The 16,697-nt window shown below is 46.7% G+C and carries 18 protein-coding genes; 3 read left to right on the top strand and 15 right to left on the bottom strand.

What is annotated here, in order from left to right:
* Positions 1-130: 130 nt before the first annotated feature.
* Both GPK83_RS07930 and GPK83_RS07925 read right to left on the bottom strand, forming a co-directional pair.
* Positions 131-1,120 carry a M15 family metallopeptidase gene (locus tag GPK83_RS07930; protein ID WP_207659883.1) on the bottom strand — a complete coding sequence of 330 codons (990 nt, stop codon included), beginning with the start codon at positions 1,118-1,120 and terminating at the stop codon, positions 131-133.
* Between the two features lie 266 nt (positions 1,121-1,386).
* Positions 1,387-2,487 (bottom strand): hypothetical protein, encoded by a 1,101-nt coding sequence (locus tag GPK83_RS07925; RefSeq protein WP_215704479.1) that lies wholly within the window; start codon positions 2,485-2,487, stop codon positions 1,387-1,389.
* Between the two features lie 185 nt (positions 2,488-2,672).
* On the opposite strand from GPK83_RS07925, the gene GPK83_RS07920 reads away from it, so the two are divergent.
* Positions 2,673-2,939: a hypothetical protein gene (locus tag GPK83_RS07920; protein WP_015552905.1), complete on the top strand. Its 267-nt coding sequence runs from the start codon at positions 2,673-2,675 to the stop codon at positions 2,937-2,939.
* 472 nt (positions 2,940-3,411) lie between these two features.
* Here GPK83_RS07920 and GPK83_RS07915 read toward each other — a convergent pair whose 3' ends face one another.
* The 3 genes from GPK83_RS07915 to GPK83_RS07905 all read right to left on the bottom strand — a co-directional run bounded on the left by GPK83_RS07915 (position 3,412) and on the right by GPK83_RS07905 (position 7,031).
* A complete protein-coding gene (locus GPK83_RS07915; protein WP_117503583.1) occupies positions 3,412-4,761 on the bottom strand; it encodes a glucose-6-phosphate isomerase in 1,350 nt (449 codons plus the stop codon).
* A 234-nt stretch (positions 4,762-4,995) separates the two neighbouring features.
* Positions 4,996-6,126: a hypothetical protein gene (locus GPK83_RS07910; protein WP_215704478.1), complete on the bottom strand. Its 1,131-nt coding sequence runs from the start codon at positions 6,124-6,126 to the stop codon at positions 4,996-4,998.
* A gap of 212 nt (positions 6,127-6,338) precedes the next feature.
* Positions 6,339-7,031, bottom strand: a complete 693-nt coding sequence (locus tag GPK83_RS07905) for a 5'-methylthioadenosine/adenosylhomocysteine nucleosidase (RefSeq protein ID WP_215704477.1) — start codon at positions 7,029-7,031, stop codon at positions 6,339-6,341.
* A 457-nt stretch (positions 7,032-7,488) separates the two neighbouring features.
* Here GPK83_RS07905 and GPK83_RS07900 point away from each other — a divergent pair, with 457 nt between their 5' ends.
* Complete coding sequence (locus GPK83_RS07900) at positions 7,489-7,737, top strand: TIGR03905 family TSCPD domain-containing protein (RefSeq protein ID WP_015552901.1); 249 nt, start codon at positions 7,489-7,491, stop codon at positions 7,735-7,737.
* Positions 7,738-7,951: 214 nt separating this feature from the next.
* Here GPK83_RS07900 and GPK83_RS07895 read toward each other — a convergent pair whose 3' ends face one another.
* Positions 7,952-8,482: a DUF6147 family protein gene (locus GPK83_RS07895; RefSeq protein WP_215704476.1), complete on the bottom strand. Its 531-nt coding sequence runs from the start codon at positions 8,480-8,482 to the stop codon at positions 7,952-7,954.
* A gap of 66 nt (positions 8,483-8,548) precedes the next feature.
* Positions 8,549-9,430, bottom strand: coding sequence for a hypothetical protein (locus GPK83_RS07890; RefSeq protein ID WP_215704475.1), 882 nt, complete (start codon positions 9,428-9,430; stop codon positions 8,549-8,551).
* 114 nt (positions 9,431-9,544) lie between these two features.
* Here GPK83_RS07890 and GPK83_RS07885 point away from each other — a divergent pair, with 114 nt between their 5' ends.
* Positions 9,545-10,615, top strand: coding sequence for an undecaprenyldiphospho-muramoylpentapeptide beta-N-acetylglucosaminyltransferase (locus tag GPK83_RS07885; protein WP_021904060.1), 1,071 nt, complete (start codon positions 9,545-9,547; stop codon positions 10,613-10,615).
* Here the strand turns inward: GPK83_RS07885 and GPK83_RS07880 are convergent.
* The 8 genes from GPK83_RS07880 to GPK83_RS07845 all read right to left on the bottom strand — a co-directional run bounded on the left by GPK83_RS07880 (position 10,606) and on the right by GPK83_RS07845 (position 16,521).
* On the bottom strand, positions 10,606-11,151 hold the full coding sequence (locus GPK83_RS07880) for an RNA polymerase sigma factor (protein ID WP_215704474.1): 546 nt from the start codon (positions 11,149-11,151) through the stop codon (positions 10,606-10,608). The two genes, GPK83_RS07885 and GPK83_RS07880, sit on opposite strands and share 10 nt — an antisense overlap.
* A gap of 26 nt (positions 11,152-11,177) precedes the next feature.
* Positions 11,178-11,594: an HIT family protein gene (locus GPK83_RS07875; RefSeq protein ID WP_015552896.1), complete on the bottom strand. Its 417-nt coding sequence runs from the start codon at positions 11,592-11,594 to the stop codon at positions 11,178-11,180.
* Complete coding sequence (locus GPK83_RS07870; RefSeq protein ID WP_117503589.1) at positions 11,591-12,211, bottom strand: rhomboid family intramembrane serine protease; 621 nt, start codon at positions 12,209-12,211, stop codon at positions 11,591-11,593. The genes GPK83_RS07875 and GPK83_RS07870 overlap by 4 nt, the downstream gene beginning before the upstream one ends.
* A gap of 22 nt (positions 12,212-12,233) precedes the next feature.
* Entirely contained in the window at positions 12,234-13,334 is a 1,101-nt protein-coding gene (locus GPK83_RS07865) for a hypothetical protein (RefSeq protein ID WP_215704473.1), read from the bottom strand.
* A gap of 112 nt (positions 13,335-13,446) precedes the next feature.
* Positions 13,447-14,886: a DUF6382 domain-containing protein gene (locus tag GPK83_RS07860; RefSeq protein WP_215704472.1), complete on the bottom strand. Its 1,440-nt coding sequence runs from the start codon at positions 14,884-14,886 to the stop codon at positions 13,447-13,449.
* Positions 14,887-14,909: 23 nt separating this feature from the next.
* Positions 14,910-15,323 (bottom strand): hypothetical protein, encoded by a 414-nt coding sequence (locus tag GPK83_RS07855; protein ID WP_178276498.1) that lies wholly within the window; start codon positions 15,321-15,323, stop codon positions 14,910-14,912.
* On the bottom strand, positions 15,320-15,751 hold the full coding sequence (locus tag GPK83_RS07850) for an A24 family peptidase (protein ID WP_117471047.1): 432 nt from the start codon (positions 15,749-15,751) through the stop codon (positions 15,320-15,322). The genes GPK83_RS07855 and GPK83_RS07850 overlap by 4 nt, the downstream gene beginning before the upstream one ends.
* Entirely contained in the window at positions 15,748-16,521 is a 774-nt protein-coding gene (locus GPK83_RS07845; RefSeq protein ID WP_215704471.1) for a pilus assembly protein, read from the bottom strand. The genes GPK83_RS07850 and GPK83_RS07845 overlap by 4 nt, the downstream gene beginning before the upstream one ends.
* Positions 16,522-16,697: the final 176 nt, after the last annotated feature.

The following is a 16,697-nucleotide window of genomic DNA, read 5'->3' as shown; positions in this document are numbered from 1 at the left end:
CGCGCGAGTGCGCATCTTTGGCACGTTAGTGCCTTTTTATGTAACAGGGAATTCCTCGGAATTTCCTGTTACATAAAAAAGAGACCAGGTACCCTCAAATACCCAGTCTCTCATCAAATCTCTATTTTGCTTAGTAATCAAAGTGCATCATATCCGCTCTGCTGAATCCGGCTCCCCAGTTCCATCCATGTTTTCCAAATGCCTTCACAACATCACTGTCGCGTCCAATGGAATACGGATTCACGCCCGGCTCCCATTTATTTCCGACGAGAACTGTTGTACCGTCTACATCGATCTGCGGGTTTGCGTCAGGATTGATATCAATGGCAGTTCCAGAACTATGGTTGCTTCCAAGTCCGTTGCTTCTCCAGTTGTATCCGCCGACACTCTCGATCGGGAACTGCTCCGGTCCATTATAGATCTCTGTAAAGATCTCCTTTACATCATTCGCGATGGAACTTAACACCTGCACATGCGCTGTTCCGGCAACCTTCTGGCCATTTCTCAGTCTCCATACCGGAATCTCCACACTGACCATCTCAGCGGATGCGGTCGCATCACACGGATTGGCCGCGATTCGGTCAACCTGTTCTCTCACTTTTGCTATTTCATCCGGATTGTAAGCATCCCAATTATAATATTTTGAAGAATAGTGATAAGCTGCCTTATCTATTTCGCTCAAGTAATCAGCTTTCAGATACCAGTCCGGATCATAATTATAGCCATAATTCCAATAACCGGAATTATTCGAATTGCTGTTACTGTTGGAACCACCGCTACTGTTTCCGGAAGTTCCAGAGCTGCTGTTCTTCGTCTCCCCACCGGCTTTCTGCTTTACCTCGCCGCCAACGACCCAGGCACCGATCCTGTTTACCTGATAGCCGTCCGGTGTTGTCGTATTTCTCAGGACATAGCCGTTTTCATCAAAATAGAAGCTCTCTGCCATTCCATCATTGTCCGTATCGATCCATGCCCATCTTCCCTTCGGATAGGAACCGTCATCAAACTGGTACCACATTCCGTTCGCGTCGGATTTCCATGTTCCCGCAAATGAGGCAAATGGCATTGCCATGCAGAATACCGCGGCAGCAACCGCAATCTTCATTCCAAGCTTTCTCATCTTTTGTTTTCCTCCCCTGTGATGCCGTTCTTCCTGTCTTTTTCGCACCACTTTAAAATATACTTTTTCTCCAACTATCCAGTACCTTTATAGTTACAAGCAAAAATCCATTCCGGATCAGCTGCGCCGATGGGATTTTTGCCTTCCAGCTTATGTTCTCTTGCGGTCAGCACAGCAAGTGCGCAGACCTACTGAACAGTTATCTTTTTCTTTTCCATTCGTTTTTTATACGAATCGGTATTTTCGTCGGACTTGCTGAGCGTTTTTTACTTTGCCGTCTCTTCCTGGCTCTTATAAACAGCAATCGCGTCACTTATATTGGACGCTGCTCCGCTTCTCACGATATCCGCCAGCGCCTGCAGCTTCTCAGAAGTCATATAGCCTTTTCCTATATATACCTCGTAGTTATCCGTAATAAACAGCGATTTCTCCTTCGCCGCTGTACGCGTACTGCGGAGTTTTTCCGACAAAGAAGCAAGATCATCCTCCATCCGGCCGATCTCTTCTTTATTGTTTGCCGTGATCTCGTCGGAGATGATCGTCCGCGTCACGGTATCGAAGGTCGTCAGCGCTTCTTTCTTTTTCCGGTTGATCTCAGCCACATCCTGATCGAGCTGGGCAATCTCGTCATCGAATTTCTGGAGATTGTAGATCGTCTCGTTCTTGTCCCGGCGGATCGTCTTCGCGATCACTTTCATCTCTTTTTTATTTGCACGGATCTTCGCACGGATGCCAAGTCCCTCTTTCAACACGTCCATGTAGCGCACCTTGGTCATATTTCCCACCGTCACATAGATTCCGCCGAAAATGAGGATCGCTGCCACATAAATTCCAACGAGATACATGGTCCGTCTCTCCGGGATCAGAAAATACACGCCGCAGGGAATCGCGAGAAAACAGATCAGGATCGTCACAAGAAGCGTCAGGAAATCCTTAAATGTCCTCGTAAAGTAGAGTGCGTAGTAATAATTTCCCCGGCAGAAACCCGGAACATGGTTTGCCTTAAATAAGGTCTTAATCTGATCCGCCAGTTCTTTATTTTCCCGCACAAGTCCCCAGGTGTCCTCCTCGATCCGTTCCTTGACGCCCTGGTTTTTTGCTTTTTCACGCTTCGCTTTTACTTTTTTAAGCCGCTCCTGGGCCTTTCCGAGTTCCGCGTCATAGCTTTTTGTGATCTCTTCTTTCCGCTGCTTCACCGTCTGACTGATGGTTTCTGTAACAGAACGCTGTTTTCCCTTAAGGGAACTCTCTAATTTTTTCTCATCCGCTTCGAGCTGCTCTACTTCTGTATTCAGAGCTTCCAGTTCCTGTACTGCCTGTCCTGCGCTGGCAAAAAAAGCAGCATAATCTGTAATTGGCTGTCCCATCTTTTGTCCTCCTGGCTCTGGTTCAAGTATGTCATCAAAATGTCCATATAGATATAGATTACTACAATTTTTCTGACGATACAAGGCATTTTGGGCAAAATGTTGTGCCTTTACTTTCTGGAAAAAATCCGTTATACTGTTTTTCAAATCATGATCGTGAAAGCAATCGAATGGAGGACGTTTTTATGTTCCGGATCTGGGGAAAAATATGGAAAGATAACCATCTTGTGCGAGATATGGTTTCCTGCAATAACGACTATTCCATGTCAAGAACTGCCATGGTATTTCAGGCACTGGATGAGATCTGCCATGAATTTGACTTAAGCCAGCCAATCTGGCTCGACTCGAATATCCGCGACTTTCAGCTGCATGATAAGACGCGGTTTACGAAGGACAGTTTTATTGAATCGATCGATTTTGATTATCTGGAATTTCAGGTGATCGAGGAGTAAGCTCCGGTTCATGCACCGTGCAGGCAGGAACCGGAACGGAAGCAGGATAACCTTCCGGGAAATATGGTAATCACCTGATGGATCTCCGCAGGCAGTGTCTTGCCGACGGAGAACAATCAAATTCAAGTCGAACGTCCGTGAGACTTGGCGCGTGATTCTGGTCAGCGCAAGCTGACATATTCTTTACAGAATCACTGCGCATCCTCGCGGAGCGTTTATCTCAGTTGGAGATTGGACTCCCACTGAGACTAATTTGTTATGACTCACCACCTGAAATGGTGGGAGTCTTCTCGACTGAGATAAAAATCAGCCCAACATCCTATCGTGTATTTCCTGTCTGGAGAACACCTGGATATCGGGCTGATTTTTATTTTCATCTCTATCTACGGCTGACTTTTTGCGAATGTTTTTTCTCTTTCTGCCATCTGCATACTTCGCCTCACAAGCCGCATAAAATATTCGTCCTTATAACTTATAATCTCTTGAGAAGCGCCTCTCTTGCCTCCTCATAGCCCGGTTTTCCAAGCAGGGCGAACATGTTCTTCTTGTAGCTCTCAACACCCGGCTGGTTAAACGGGTTGACACCAAGGATGTAGCCGCTGACACCGCAGGCAAACTCGAAGAAGTAGAACAGCTGGCCAAGGCTGTAAGCATCCTGCGCCGGGATCTTCACCATAAGATTCGGCACGCTGCCGTCTGTGTGCGCGAGGATCGTTCCGTTCATGGCGCTCTTGTTTACAAAATCAACCGTCTTTCCTGCCAGATAGTTCATACCATCTGTGTCGACATCCTCTTTCTGAAGGACGATCTCCGCCGGAGATTCTTCCACGTTCAGAACGGTCTCGAACATGATACGTGCGCCGTCCTGGATAAACTGCCCCATGGAGTGAAGGTCTGTTGTGAGATCAACGGCTGCCGGGAAAATACCTCTCTGGTCTTTTCCTTCGCTCTCACCGAAGAGCTGTTTCCACCACTCAGATACATAATGAAGGCTCGGCTCGTAGTTTGCTACGATCTCCACCTGTTTTCCTTTTCTTAACAGGATGTTGCGGACCGCGGCATATAAAAGTGCCGGGTTCTTCTCATACTCTGTCTCAAGAGCGACCTTTCTTGCGTCCGCTGCACCTGTCATCAGGGCGTCGATATCTGCTCCGCTGACTGCGATCGGTAAAAGACCTACGGCTGTGAGCACGGAAAAACGTCCTCCAACGTCATCCGGAACAACGAAGCTCTCGTATCCCTCTTCGTTTGCCAGATTCTTTAAAGCTCCCTTTGCCTTGTCTGTGGTCGCATAAATTCTCTTGTTGGCCTCTTCCTTGCCATACTTGCCGATCAGCATTTCCTTGAATACGCGGAAAGCGATCGCCGGCTCTGTGGTTGTGCCGGACTTAGATATAATATTAATGGAGAAATCTTTTCCTTCCAGTACATCCTGAAGATCATGGATATATTTGCTGCTGATGCTGTTTCCTACGAAATAGATCTCAGGAGTTTTTCTCTTTCCCTTCGGCAGCACATTGTAGAAGCTGTGGGATAAAAACTCGATCGCAGCGCGGGCTCCGAGGTAAGATCCGCCGATACCGATCACGAGAAGCACATCGGAATCTCCCTGAATCTTTTCTGCCGCTTTCTTGATCCTTGCAAACTCTTCTTTATCATAATCAACCGGGAGGTCGATCCATCCAAGATAGTCATTGCCTGCACCGGATTTTGCTGTCAGGACATCTTTCGCGCCCATAACGGTGCTCTTCATGTTTTTCATTTCCTCTTCGCTGATAAATCCGGCTGTCTTGGAATAATCAAATACGATTTCTTTACCCATAACCCTGTCTCCTTTTCTTGTGTGAGATTCACAATCTCCGTTCGTTATTATACCACTTCGTGAAACCCTTGACAATGGACGGAAGCAATTTTATCGGCACTACATCTTCACTCATCATCCGCTTTCCTCCCCCAGGTTTTAAGCACTGCGCCGTGCTCCTGATTTTTCGATTTGTTTGCCGTTCTGTTTCACCGTCTGCCTTGTATTGTTAAAATATGGACTACCTTGCTGATTTTATACCCCGCCACTCTGCAATGTATTAAACAGCGTCTTCAGCATGTCCAGCTCCGCCGGCGGGATTGAATTCCGTATCAGATCCAGCCTGTCCGAATCTTTCAGCATCTCCTCCGGTTGCTCCCTGCTCGCGGCGATCTGCTTCAGGCTCTCGCTCAGATGATTGATACTCTGGGCAAGCTCCGTCTCACTTGTCGGTACTTTTCCGCCTGTTCCTGAATTTTCCTGTCCAATATCCCGGACATTTTGAACTGTGCCTCTATTATAATCGGCCTTTCCCGCCGTTTTTTTTGATGAACTGCCTGCGCTGTTCCCATTTACGGCCTGGTCGTCCTCATTTTCCTGGAACGCGGGTCCTTTTCCGTCCAGACGTGACGTTCTCCCGGTGTCCCTGGTCCTGGCGAGACTCCCTTTTTCCACCTGGTCCGTTTCCCCGTTCCCGTTAGCAGCCTGTGCGTCCTTCTTTTTTCCAAGGACAGAAAAGCGGCTGTTGAGCTTTTCTTTTCTCGCATTCTCCTGGTTTCTTCCATATCCAATGCCGCTGGTGCCTGAAAAATCTACGATATCGGAAGAGCCCACCGCCTTTTTCCGCTCCTGCCCGGCGTAGGCGCTGTTATCCACACTTTTATAAAAATGCGGAGAGTTTTCCACATAATCAACTAAATGATCCGCAAGCTGTTTCCGTTTTGTCCCGGCACCGATCCCGTTGTCCACAAATGCGAGGAACAATCCGCCAAAAACGCCCGCTGCCCCGTAGAGCACAATATAATAGTTGTCACACCGATACCAGTAAGCACCGAACGCCGCCGCTCCGCCTGCCATAAAGCAGAGGATCATCGCCTGCACCGACAAATTGTCCCACCCGTCAAGGCTCATGTGCATGAAACGGAATCCGTAGAGCTGTTTTTCTATGTACGCGTTCACATTTCGGATCCCGTGGTTAATAAGGAACACATTTTCCATGCGCTGTTTCAGCGCCTTTAAATTTTTATCCTTCGTGAGAGCCATGTTTCCGGTTTCTTTGATCAATCTTTTGTAGAGGCTGCCTGTTACGAGTGTGCTGAATGTCCCGAGCGCACAGATCGCTGCCAGGACATAGAGCATTCTCCCTGTCTGTAAAAATTCCAGCATAATCAGTTCCCCTTTCTTCGTCCAGATCAATTCCAGATGATGCCACTAATTATACCGGGCTAGAATGTTTTTGAGAAGGTTGAGAACGGAAGAATCGTTCGTCAAATGGGGACAGGAATCGCGTTTTAAGGTGATAGTGGAGGTAAAATATTCTCGTAGAAAGTAGTTCTCGCAGCTTTCTTGCTCCAGAAAACTTTTTGAGTCTTCTCTTTTTAGATTCTCTTTACAAGTGCAAGCATCAGGTTCACGGAATGCTCAACAGCCTTTTCCTCAAACTCGCCGTAATCCATATGGGCGCTGTCATCTGCCTTGTCGGAGATTGCACGGACGATCAGGTATGGAACCTTGTTTAAGTATGCGGCCTGAGCGACTGCTGCGCCTTCCATCTCTGTGCAGTACGCGTCGAAGGTGTCATGGATCCAGTTCTTTTTCTCCTTGCTGTCGATAAACTGGTCACCGCTGGCAACGCGTCCCTTGAAAGTGCTGATATCCGGGTTTGCCTCTCTGCATGCCTCTTCCGCGAGAGCTAAAAGTCGCTCATCCGCCGGGAATTCCTTCACGCCAAGCTGGGGAATCTCACCTGCCGGATATCCGAATCCGCCTGCGTCCACATCGTGCTGTACTGCAACAGTAGAGAGAACGAGGTCACCGATATTGATCTCATTTCTTAAGGAACCTGCGATTCCTGTATTTACGATTCCATCCACCTGATAAAGATCCACAAGGATCTGGCTGCAGATACCGGCGTTTACCTTACCGATACCGGAACGAACGATGACAACGTCCTTTCCCTCCAGTTTTCCCTTGCAGAAATTCATTCCTGCCACTGTCTTCATCTCTGTTTCTGTCATTTTCGCGCGAAGCTTCTCGACTTCCACTTCCATTGCTCCGATAATACCAAGCATTTGAATTCCTCCGTGTTGTATCATATGATTTTAGTCTGATCTCGAAAGCAGCAGTTCATCTGCTGCTCTTAAACATAGATTCTGTCTGAGTTTTAGACGCGTTCTTACAGTCTTTATCGTTCTCATTATACGGGATACAGAGCGGAAGGTCAAATAAAATCCTTAGCTCATCCGCCGATAAAATCCTCAACTCATCCGTCGATCTCCAGAATGACCAAGTCACTAAGTTCGCTCGCTCTTCTACTCACCTCGAACTAAGCTGACCCGTTTTTTATAATTCCGATATTTGCTTCGTCTGTAACCTGTAAACTTATTTTTTCCGTCTGGAAATCTTGCTTTATCGCCTATCCTCAGCTCTTTCCGCGCTTCTCTTGACAATGATTCTCTGCTGTGAGTATAATAAGGATACTTTCAAACTGGCCGCAAGGTCATATTTTTTACAAACGGAGGTTTTTATATGGTATACAAGACACAGGGCACCTGCTCCAGAGAAATCCATTTTGATGTAGAGAACAACAAACTCAAAAATGTAAGCTTCGTTGGCGGCTGCAATGGAAACTTAAAAGGTATCGGCCTTCTCGTTGAAGGCATGGATATCGACGATGTCATCAAGAGAGTCGAAGGCGTAAGCTGCAACGGCCGCCCAACTTCATGTCCAGACCAGCTTGCAAGAGCTTTAAAGCAGTATAAGGAGCAGCAGGCTTAAACATCAAAAGTGAGTCATTTCCAGACGTAAAAATAGCCCCGCAAGAGGTTTGTTGTGCGCGGGGCTATTTCTTTTATTCAGTTCATAAATTGTCGAATCATTATTTTCACCGGCCTCGACCGGTTTTATCTACGGTGTCTTCCCATCAACCATCTCCCTTTATCAGTTTGTGTCTATATTATCCGGCCGGAATAATATACTAAAGTATTAAAGGTTAAACTTCATGGTCGGTGAGAAGGACACCGTTTGTCTGGGTAACTTTAGCTTCCGCCTCGTCTCCCCACTCAACAAGATGCATTGCACGAGCACGATAATAACGATTAAGTTCACACCCTGTCACTGTAAATCCCACATGATAAGAGGTTAACTCAGGATCTTCAGCTTTACTTTTTTCAAAATCCCAGTGGTCAACTTGCACCCAATTTTCCTTTTTTTCATCCCAAACTTCTAAAAAAACAGTCTGATATATGCTATCTACAATTTTATGCGCATATGTATCTACTGAAATATGCAATGTTCCGTCTTCTTGATTAGTTATTTCAATTAAACCAGCTGACAACATAATGCCACGCATACTATTATTGGTACTATCACTCGACGTTTTTTCGTTATCCGTTAACAATACACTTTCTCTCAAATCATCATCTACGCTGTTTTCTGATATTGCAGGCATTGCGTATGCCATATTTGTCATCATAAGCATACAAATTAAAATACTGCAAAGTGTTCTTTTTAAAGCTTTCATAAATCCATCTCTCCTTTATTTGTTTTATATATATAAACGTAAATTAAAGAGAAATGTGACCACTTTTTAATAAAAATATAAATATTCTAGAATTTCTTTAAATTCAGTTTCAGATATGCAGCCATGAATATAATAGTAATTATTATTAAAAGTAATCATCGCCTCACATTCCTGTTCCCCATTTTCTAAATTATTTACCGAATATTCTATTTTCCTATTCATCCATTTATTTGTAACCTCTTGAGACACTAGCCTGTCAGATCCTGCCCCCGTCGATGAATTTGTTTCCTTTTTTCGTTGAACAAGGTAAATTACATTATCTCGATATAAAAACTGAATATCAATTCCATCCTTGTATGTTTCAAATGAATCATACATCATTTCCTCTGGACAATAACCAAATTTCAAAAAAGGGATATCCAATTGTTTTTTTGCCGCATCATATACTTTTTCTAATTGCGATTCATTGAAATTATTCTTGTCATTATCCAAGAAAATTTTTGTAGGCTTACCCGTTTGTCTAAAGAAATAACTCTTCTTCCCAATCGCCGTCCCCCCAAGCATCCCTGCAATCACTGCCACCAACGCTGCAGTAGCAAGGACCTTCTTCTTTCCGAATCGTATCACTTTCTTCTCATTCTTCTTTTTCTCTTCCGCATCAGAGATTACTGTTACCGTCTTCTTTGGAAGCTCTTCTGCAATTTGAATGTTGGCTGATTCGTTCTGTGGAACCAGAGTCGGTGTCTGGGAGGCGGTTTCCTTTTCAAGTTCGGCTTTTCGTGCCAGGAAACGTTTCATGAGTCGATCTTCGGCACCAGTGAAGTTTACATCTTTGAAAGTCTCGTTTGCCTGATCCAGCTGTTTTAACAGCTGATCATCCGAATAGCCAAACGCTTCCCGAAGACATTCGCTTATTTTCTGATCCTCACGATTCTCCGTGTCTGCCATGATTCAGCACCTCGCTTCTTCCTTTGTATCTATTAGGGGTTGACATTTCTCTTTCAGCCGTTACTATTAAATAGTCAGCAGCTGTGAAATTCTTGCTCCATGGAGGCAATTTTTATGAAAACCATTCTTCTCACCGGCGGTGGTACAGCCGGTCACGTTACTCCGAACCTTGCCCTGATTCCGTCTCTCAAGGCAGCCGGATATGATATCCGATACATTGGTTCCTACAATGGTATGGAACGCAAACTGATTGAAAACGCAGGTATTCCTTACGACGGAATCTCTTCCGGAAAACTGCGCCGATATTTCGATTTAAAGAACTTTACCGACCCGTTCCGCGTATTAAAAGGTTACGCAGAGGCCTTAAAGTTGATGAAAAAATACAAACCGGATGTTCTCTTCTCTAAGGGCGGCTTTGTTGCGGTTCCTGTTGTCCTCGCTGCAAAGCATTACCACATTCCGACGATCATCCACGAGTCCGATATGACTCCAGGTCTGGCAAATAAACTCTGCATTCCGTCTGCAAAATGGGTATGCTGCAACTTCCCGGAGACCTTAAAGTATCTTCCGGAAGGAAAGGCAGTCCTCACAGGATCCCCGATCCGTGCAGAACTCCTTCAAGGTGACCGTCTTGCCGGTCTGCAGTACACAAACCTCTCTGCGGCAAAACCGATTATTCTTGTAATCGGTGGAAGTCTGGGCTCCGTAAAAGTAAACGGCGCGGTCCGCAGTATTCTTCCAAAGCTCTTAGAACAATTCCAGGTGATCCATATCTGTGGAAAAGGGAACCTGGATGAGTCCCTGATTGGAACTCCCGGTTACGTTCAGTATGAATATGTTGACAGTCCGCTGAAGCACTTATTTGCGGCAGCTGATCTGATTGTCTCCAGGGCAGGTGCAAATTCCATCTGTGAAATTCTTGCACTCAGGAAGCCGAATGTCCTGATTCCGCTCTCCGCAGCGGCCAGCCGTGGAGATCAGATCCTGAATGCCAATTCTTTTGCAAAACAGGGGTATTCCACGGTTCTGGAAGAGGAGAAAGTGACTGACGCCACTCTTTTTGACGCGATTCACGATACCTACGAGAACCGCCGGACATTCATTGATAGTATGGAAAAGAGCCATTTAAATAATGCAATTGATACGATCATGAAATTGATCAACGATTGTGCTGATCACAAATGACCGCGGTTCATACGACTTTTCAGGTTTTCTCTTAAGTATTTTCTTGCTCTTGAAATTCGCGAACGACACATGTCGTTCGTGATTTCAAGACGCTCACAAATTTCTTCAGTCGTAAATCCCTGGATGAAATACATCACCGTGACATCCTTCCACGATTCCCTTAAACCATCCAGGACCTCGAAGATCTGACCGCAGCTTTCTCTGCTAATTACGGATTGCAGCGGATCGTATGTGGAAAGATCTGCGACATACTCCAGTTCACTCACATCTTCGTCCTCATTCGGCTTGATGCTTCGCTTCTCTTTTCTAAAATAGTCGATACATTTATTCTCGACAATACGCGCCAGCATCACTTTTATAGCTTTTTCACTCTCTAGCTTCCCGCCATAATCCGCCCGGTAGAACGACCAGAATGCTTCCATGACAATGTCTTCCACATCATCATATGGCACTCCGATCGCATAAGCCAGCTTCATATACATTTGAGCATATTTCGTAATCAGTACTTGCAGCAGTTCATCTTTGTCCTGCGGCATAAATTCTCCTTTAAAAATCTCTCTGATTACAGTGCATCTTTAATCTTTTCTGCTGTCTCAGCAAGAACCTCCGGATCTTCTTTTCCCGGTTCCCATCCAGCGATCACCGGACCGCCCTCATAGCGCGGGATCACATGTACATGGAAATGGAATACCGTCTGTCCTGCTGCTTCACCGTTATTCTGTACCAGGTTGAAGCCTGCGCAGCCCAGGGATTTCTTCATTGCGGTTCCGAGTTTTGCTCCTAACGGAAGTACTTTTGCAGCAATCTTCGGATCCAGCTCGGTAACGTCCTTAAAGTGTTCTTTCGGAAGGATCAGGGCGTGACCTTTCGCAGCCGGACCAAGGTCCAGAATTACACGGAAATCTTCATCCTCATATACAGTTGAGGAAGGAATCTCACCATTCGCGATCTTACAGAAAATACAGTTACAGTCTTTCATCTTTTGATACCTCCGTCCGCCCACCAGTCTCTGGCAGGCCTATGATATAAAATTATAGCAAGCACAAAGCCTATTACAAGGCCAGACAGGTGTGCGATATTGTCCACACCGGTGCTTGTATATCCTAAATACAGGGAGAAAAAGATCATGATCACAAGTTGTCTTGTATTCAGATCTTCCAACTGCCCTCTGTTGGCCGTGACCACATAAAGCAGGCCGCCGACCACTCCAAAAATTGCGCCGGATGCCCCGGCTGATACTGTCATTGTATCAGCTGTGTGCGCCATCATAGACACCCAGTTCGAGCCAATTCCGCAGAGCAGGTAAAATATCAGGTACTTCACATGTCCCAGTGCCCGTTCCAGGTTGTCCCCGATCACAAACAGGACCAGCATATTGTTCATAATATGCCGGATTCCAAAATGCATAAACATCGCTGTCAAAAGCCGGTAATACTCACCGTCCTCCAGGACTGCAGGTGCAAACATCGCGCCCTTTGTATACATGAAATACGCGTCCTCCGAGGAACCGGTGATCTCCAGATACAGGAAAAACAGCACATTCAGAGCAATCAGAAGTCCATTTACATAAGCCTTCTTTCCATATCGGCTTCCCATGGGTCTCATCCTTTCTACTCTGTTATTTCATGACCCCAAGTCCTTTTGCGATGATCGTGATAAAGTCCTGGACATTCGTCACGATAGTCGTTGCAGAGAGGCTTCCGCGGTCCATCAGCTTGTTTACCACAAACTCGTCCGCATCAACAGTATAGAGATATACCGGGCGGATCGTTCCGTCCTTCATAACGCGGAATGACGGAGTCATATTGCCCGTGGCAATCGTGTGAAGCATTGTAGCTAAGCAGATCACACAGGTGGCATCCCGCACCATATCGCGCATGGCGCTCTGTCCTTTATACGCATCTCCGATGACTTCCGGCATTGGACCGTCATCGCGGATCGAACCGGTCAGAACAAACGGAACATGATTCTTCACGCATCCATAGATAATACCATTGTCAATGTGATTATCCTCGATAAATTTCGGAATGGAACCGCTTCTGCGGACCTTATTTAGTACATCCAGGTGGTTGTAATGGCCATTCGGCTGGGATACCTGCGTGTAGATATCCTGTCCTAGTGCCGTATGCAGCAGCGCGCCCTCCAGGTCGTGGGTCGCGAGCGCGTTTCCTGCCATCAGACCGTGGGCATATCCGTTATCGATCAGGGACTGCATTGCGTTTCTCGCGTCATAGTCGAAGGAAAACGCCGGTCCCATGACCCAGACGATCTTCCCATGTTCTTTTTCATAGCGAAGAAGGTCCATCAGGCGGTCATAGTCTCTCGCATAGGAGGTCTCCCTGCTTCGTCCCTGGCGGAACACAAATTTATCCGCAAGCGCGTCCGCTTCTGTCTGGAATCCTGTACTGTGGACATAAATTCCCTCCTCGCAGGCTTCGCTCCGTCCAAGAATAACCTTGTCACCTTTTTTGAGATTCCTGTTTTCGACTACCTCCAAATGTCCATCCGGGCAGATCACAACGCTGGAATCCATGCGGCCCTCTTCCGCTAACACCCACTTGCCCTGGATCTTAAAATATTCCGGGAACATAGATGTGCTGTGAAAGTATTCTGGGGCAACCCCATCGATCTCCACGATTTCCCATTTCGCGTCAGGGGCCTTGATAAACTGTTCCTTTGAAAAATCGGGCTGATGATATTCTGGCATCTGAAAAGCCATAATACCCCTCCTTTCATCATTGATGGATATATCATAGACCAAATGTCCGAAAAACACCACCCCTGTTTTGTATTTTTACTTTCTCTTTAACGGAACTTTTACCCAGGAGATCCTACAAAAAACGGTATCTCTGATCCGCAAAAGAGAGCATTTCCCCTGGTTCTATATGAATACTCTCATTTGTCTCCAGGAACCGCCCATTTACACTGGTTCCATTCGTTGAATTGAGATCCGTGATCATATATCCGTCCTTATCTTCTTCAATTTTCGCGTGGATCCGGCTGATCTGAGGCAGATTCAGGCAGAAATCCGATATTTCCCGGTTCTTTCCAATAATAAACGGGAAATATCGGACCAGGACGTCCTCGCCCCCATTTTCCGGGACGAGACGTCTCGTCGCCGGGTATATCTGTCTTCCCGTAAGAAGCACTGTCTGCATTTCATCAGATTCTCTTTGTCTTACATCAGTTCTTAAGTCATTAGGATCAGTATAAATGCCATTCTCATTATTTTCTGCATCTCCCCACACTTCCGCCATATCTCTCCGGTATTCAATTTTGTCCGGCATTCCTCCGCGCTCCCTGTCCTCTTCTTCCCGGAACTCAACTTCCCAGTCCTCTTCTGTTTCCCCGGTCTCTTCTTCATCTTTTTTCACACGAAAGAATATCACGCCGGCCATCAGCACACCTTCCGCCGCAAGGATTCCCCATTTCCATTCCAGAATCCGATCGATTCCGACGATAAAGTAAACTGCCACCGGAACAGCTGCCATCAAAACCGCAAACAGCACTGAAAACAAGTTTTTCCCGTGCTTCAGCCCTTTCTCCTCTGCCAGTTCTTCTGTCTCGCCTGAAAGATCCGTTTTCTTGATCTCAGAATATCTGTACTTTCCTTCTGATCCATTTTGCTTTTCTCCCTGATGTCGCGGCAGCTCTCCTGCTGCCCCTGTCCCATATTCCCTGACCATTTTTCTCTCTGCTTCATATAACTTTTCCTTTCCAGTGTTTTCCCCGAAAATATCTTCTTTCCCGTCTCTTTCTCCCGCCCGCAGACATTTTTCCAGATCCCGGATCCCCAGATTTTCCTTTTCTCCTGCCCGAAACAGAGCGAATGCCAGAACTACCGCGTCTCCGTCTGTGTGATCCACATGGTCCAGAATATACCGTGCCAGTTTCCGGAAACTCTCCTCAAACTGACTGCCACTCCCTGGAAGAAGGCAGAAATTCGCTTTCAGGTCATCCGGATCCACATAGATCATATCCGGTTCCAGACAAAGCTGGTCTCCGTCCATCAGGAACCTTTCCAATGCCGTCATGGTGACGACCAGATCACTGGTGATCTGCCGGATCTCCTTTGCCTTAAATGACCGGTATTCCATCATTCTGGCTAGCGACTGTCTCGACGTGATATTAAAATACAGGAATGTCTCCCCATCGATCCTTTTTTCCTGAAACGGCAGAAGTCCGTTGATCCTGTTTTCCGACAGCATCCGCAGCGCATAGGATCCCCCGATCTCTTTTTCCGGGTGCAGTACCATGTAATTTCGGTTCATTTCTCGTTTAAATTCTGTTTTCATCAGTCATCGATCCTGTCTTTTATTTTCTTCAAGGCGTCCTGCTGCCGCAGAAAAGTCTCCGGGTGGATATCCGCCCGCTCTATATGAAGACTCCAGTCCCCCGCCGCCGCGTCACCTTCTGCCGTCAGCGCTCCCAGATTCAGATGGAGCTCATATGCTCCCAGATAAAGCCTTGGGTTCCCCATCTGGCTTCCCTCCTGCTCAAAAGAATCTATCGTTTTTTTCTCATTGACGTTATTTCTGGCCCGCTCCAGTGTTTCCTCCAGGATCATACTGCCAGTCACCGTATCATGGACCGTATAGGCATATCGGATAAATGCCGCCAGGGATAGTAAGACCACCGAAAGAATTATGGATGCCTCTACCGTTATGCTGGCGCTGTAATATTTCTTTATGCAAGTCGTCTTTCTCATATCATCCTCATAAGCACCATCCACAGTGACGCAGGTAAAAGAAACGGCAAAAACGGCAGCCGCAGTTTTCGGATATTTTCCCTTCCAGTTCCGATCTGTGCGCCGACCATTATCGCAAGCCCAAATATTCCGCAGAAAATCTGCCCGGAGATCAATAACATCACACACTCCTGCCACCCAAGGAAAAATCCGGATACAATAAAAAACCACCCGTCGCCCTCACCCAGGAGCCCCCTTGTCAACATTCCAATCAGCAAAAGCATAATTCCAGGAATCATCGCCAGAACGATCTCCCCCGGAAGCCGTTCCTTCCATATGCAGGTTATGATCCCTACTGCCGCTCCGCCCGCCAGTACCTCCAGGCTGATGCTTCTCGTTCTGAGATCCTGCCAGGCTGCGGTTCCTAAAAAAACAAAAAACAGATTCATTCTGTCTCCCCCTTTTTCCTCACACAGTATGAGCACAATCCCAGATGTTCCGCCTCATCCTTCGGTACTTCCCGCACATAGGATATCATAGACCTGCAATTTTTATTGCAGTGATAGTGCTCGCCTGCCGTCGTGATATAGACGGTCTCCGATCCATCTCCCTTTTTCCCGCAGACGGCACAGGGCGTTCGCTTTTCTCCGGGAACCTTGCCGTTTTCTGCCTCAGATCTTGTGACAGTCATGTACTCATTCGAAATATAATGGCAGTCCCGGAACAGGTGATATCTCCCTATTCCGGCCCCTACATAGACCATCTCCGTCTGCTCATCCCCATCACCATCTTGAGAAGTCCCGTCTCCCTTTAATTTCCCGGGAATTCCGATCCAGGACCTCCGTTTCACAGCCACAGTCTCCGTCTGTTTTCCCAGAACTGTCTCAAAAAATGGAATCTCCTCCTGATACTCCGCCGCAAACTCGATCTCACCGTTCTCTCCGTATACATCTGCCTTTTTCACCGTCACATGATCCGCGTACTGCCCGACTTTTCCCCGGATCCAAAGAGCTGCCGCAGCGTCCGTACAGAATGCCGGCAACTCACTGTCTCCGGTTTCCACCGACTCCGCCAAAATCCCATATTGACTGATCTCCTCGCCAATCCGCTCCATGGCAGTCTGAACCTTTCTCTGCCTGTCAAGCCAGATAACTGGTTGGAGAAGTGCCAGAAAGAAAAACAGGGCGAGTGGAAGGACAAGCGCAGCTTCCACTGTCATGGAGGCCGGGAGTGAGGAGGTGCATGGATGCGCTCTCCTTGCCAGCAGGGGATCATGTACTTGGAGAGACATATTTTTCCTATAAGAATGGCATTGCTTATTCATTTCATCAAAACTGGCAAAGAAGAGCACAGCCATACACCTCCTTTATCTAAATTAAATGTAACTACTCAGTA

This window comes from Clostridium sp. MCC328 (assembly GCF_018785465.1).
Lineage (GTDB): Bacteria > Bacillota > Clostridia > Lachnospirales > Lachnospiraceae > Pilosibacter > Pilosibacter fragilis.
Note: the sequence above shows the minus strand (reverse complement) of the source record. Positions and strands in the feature narration are given on the sequence as shown.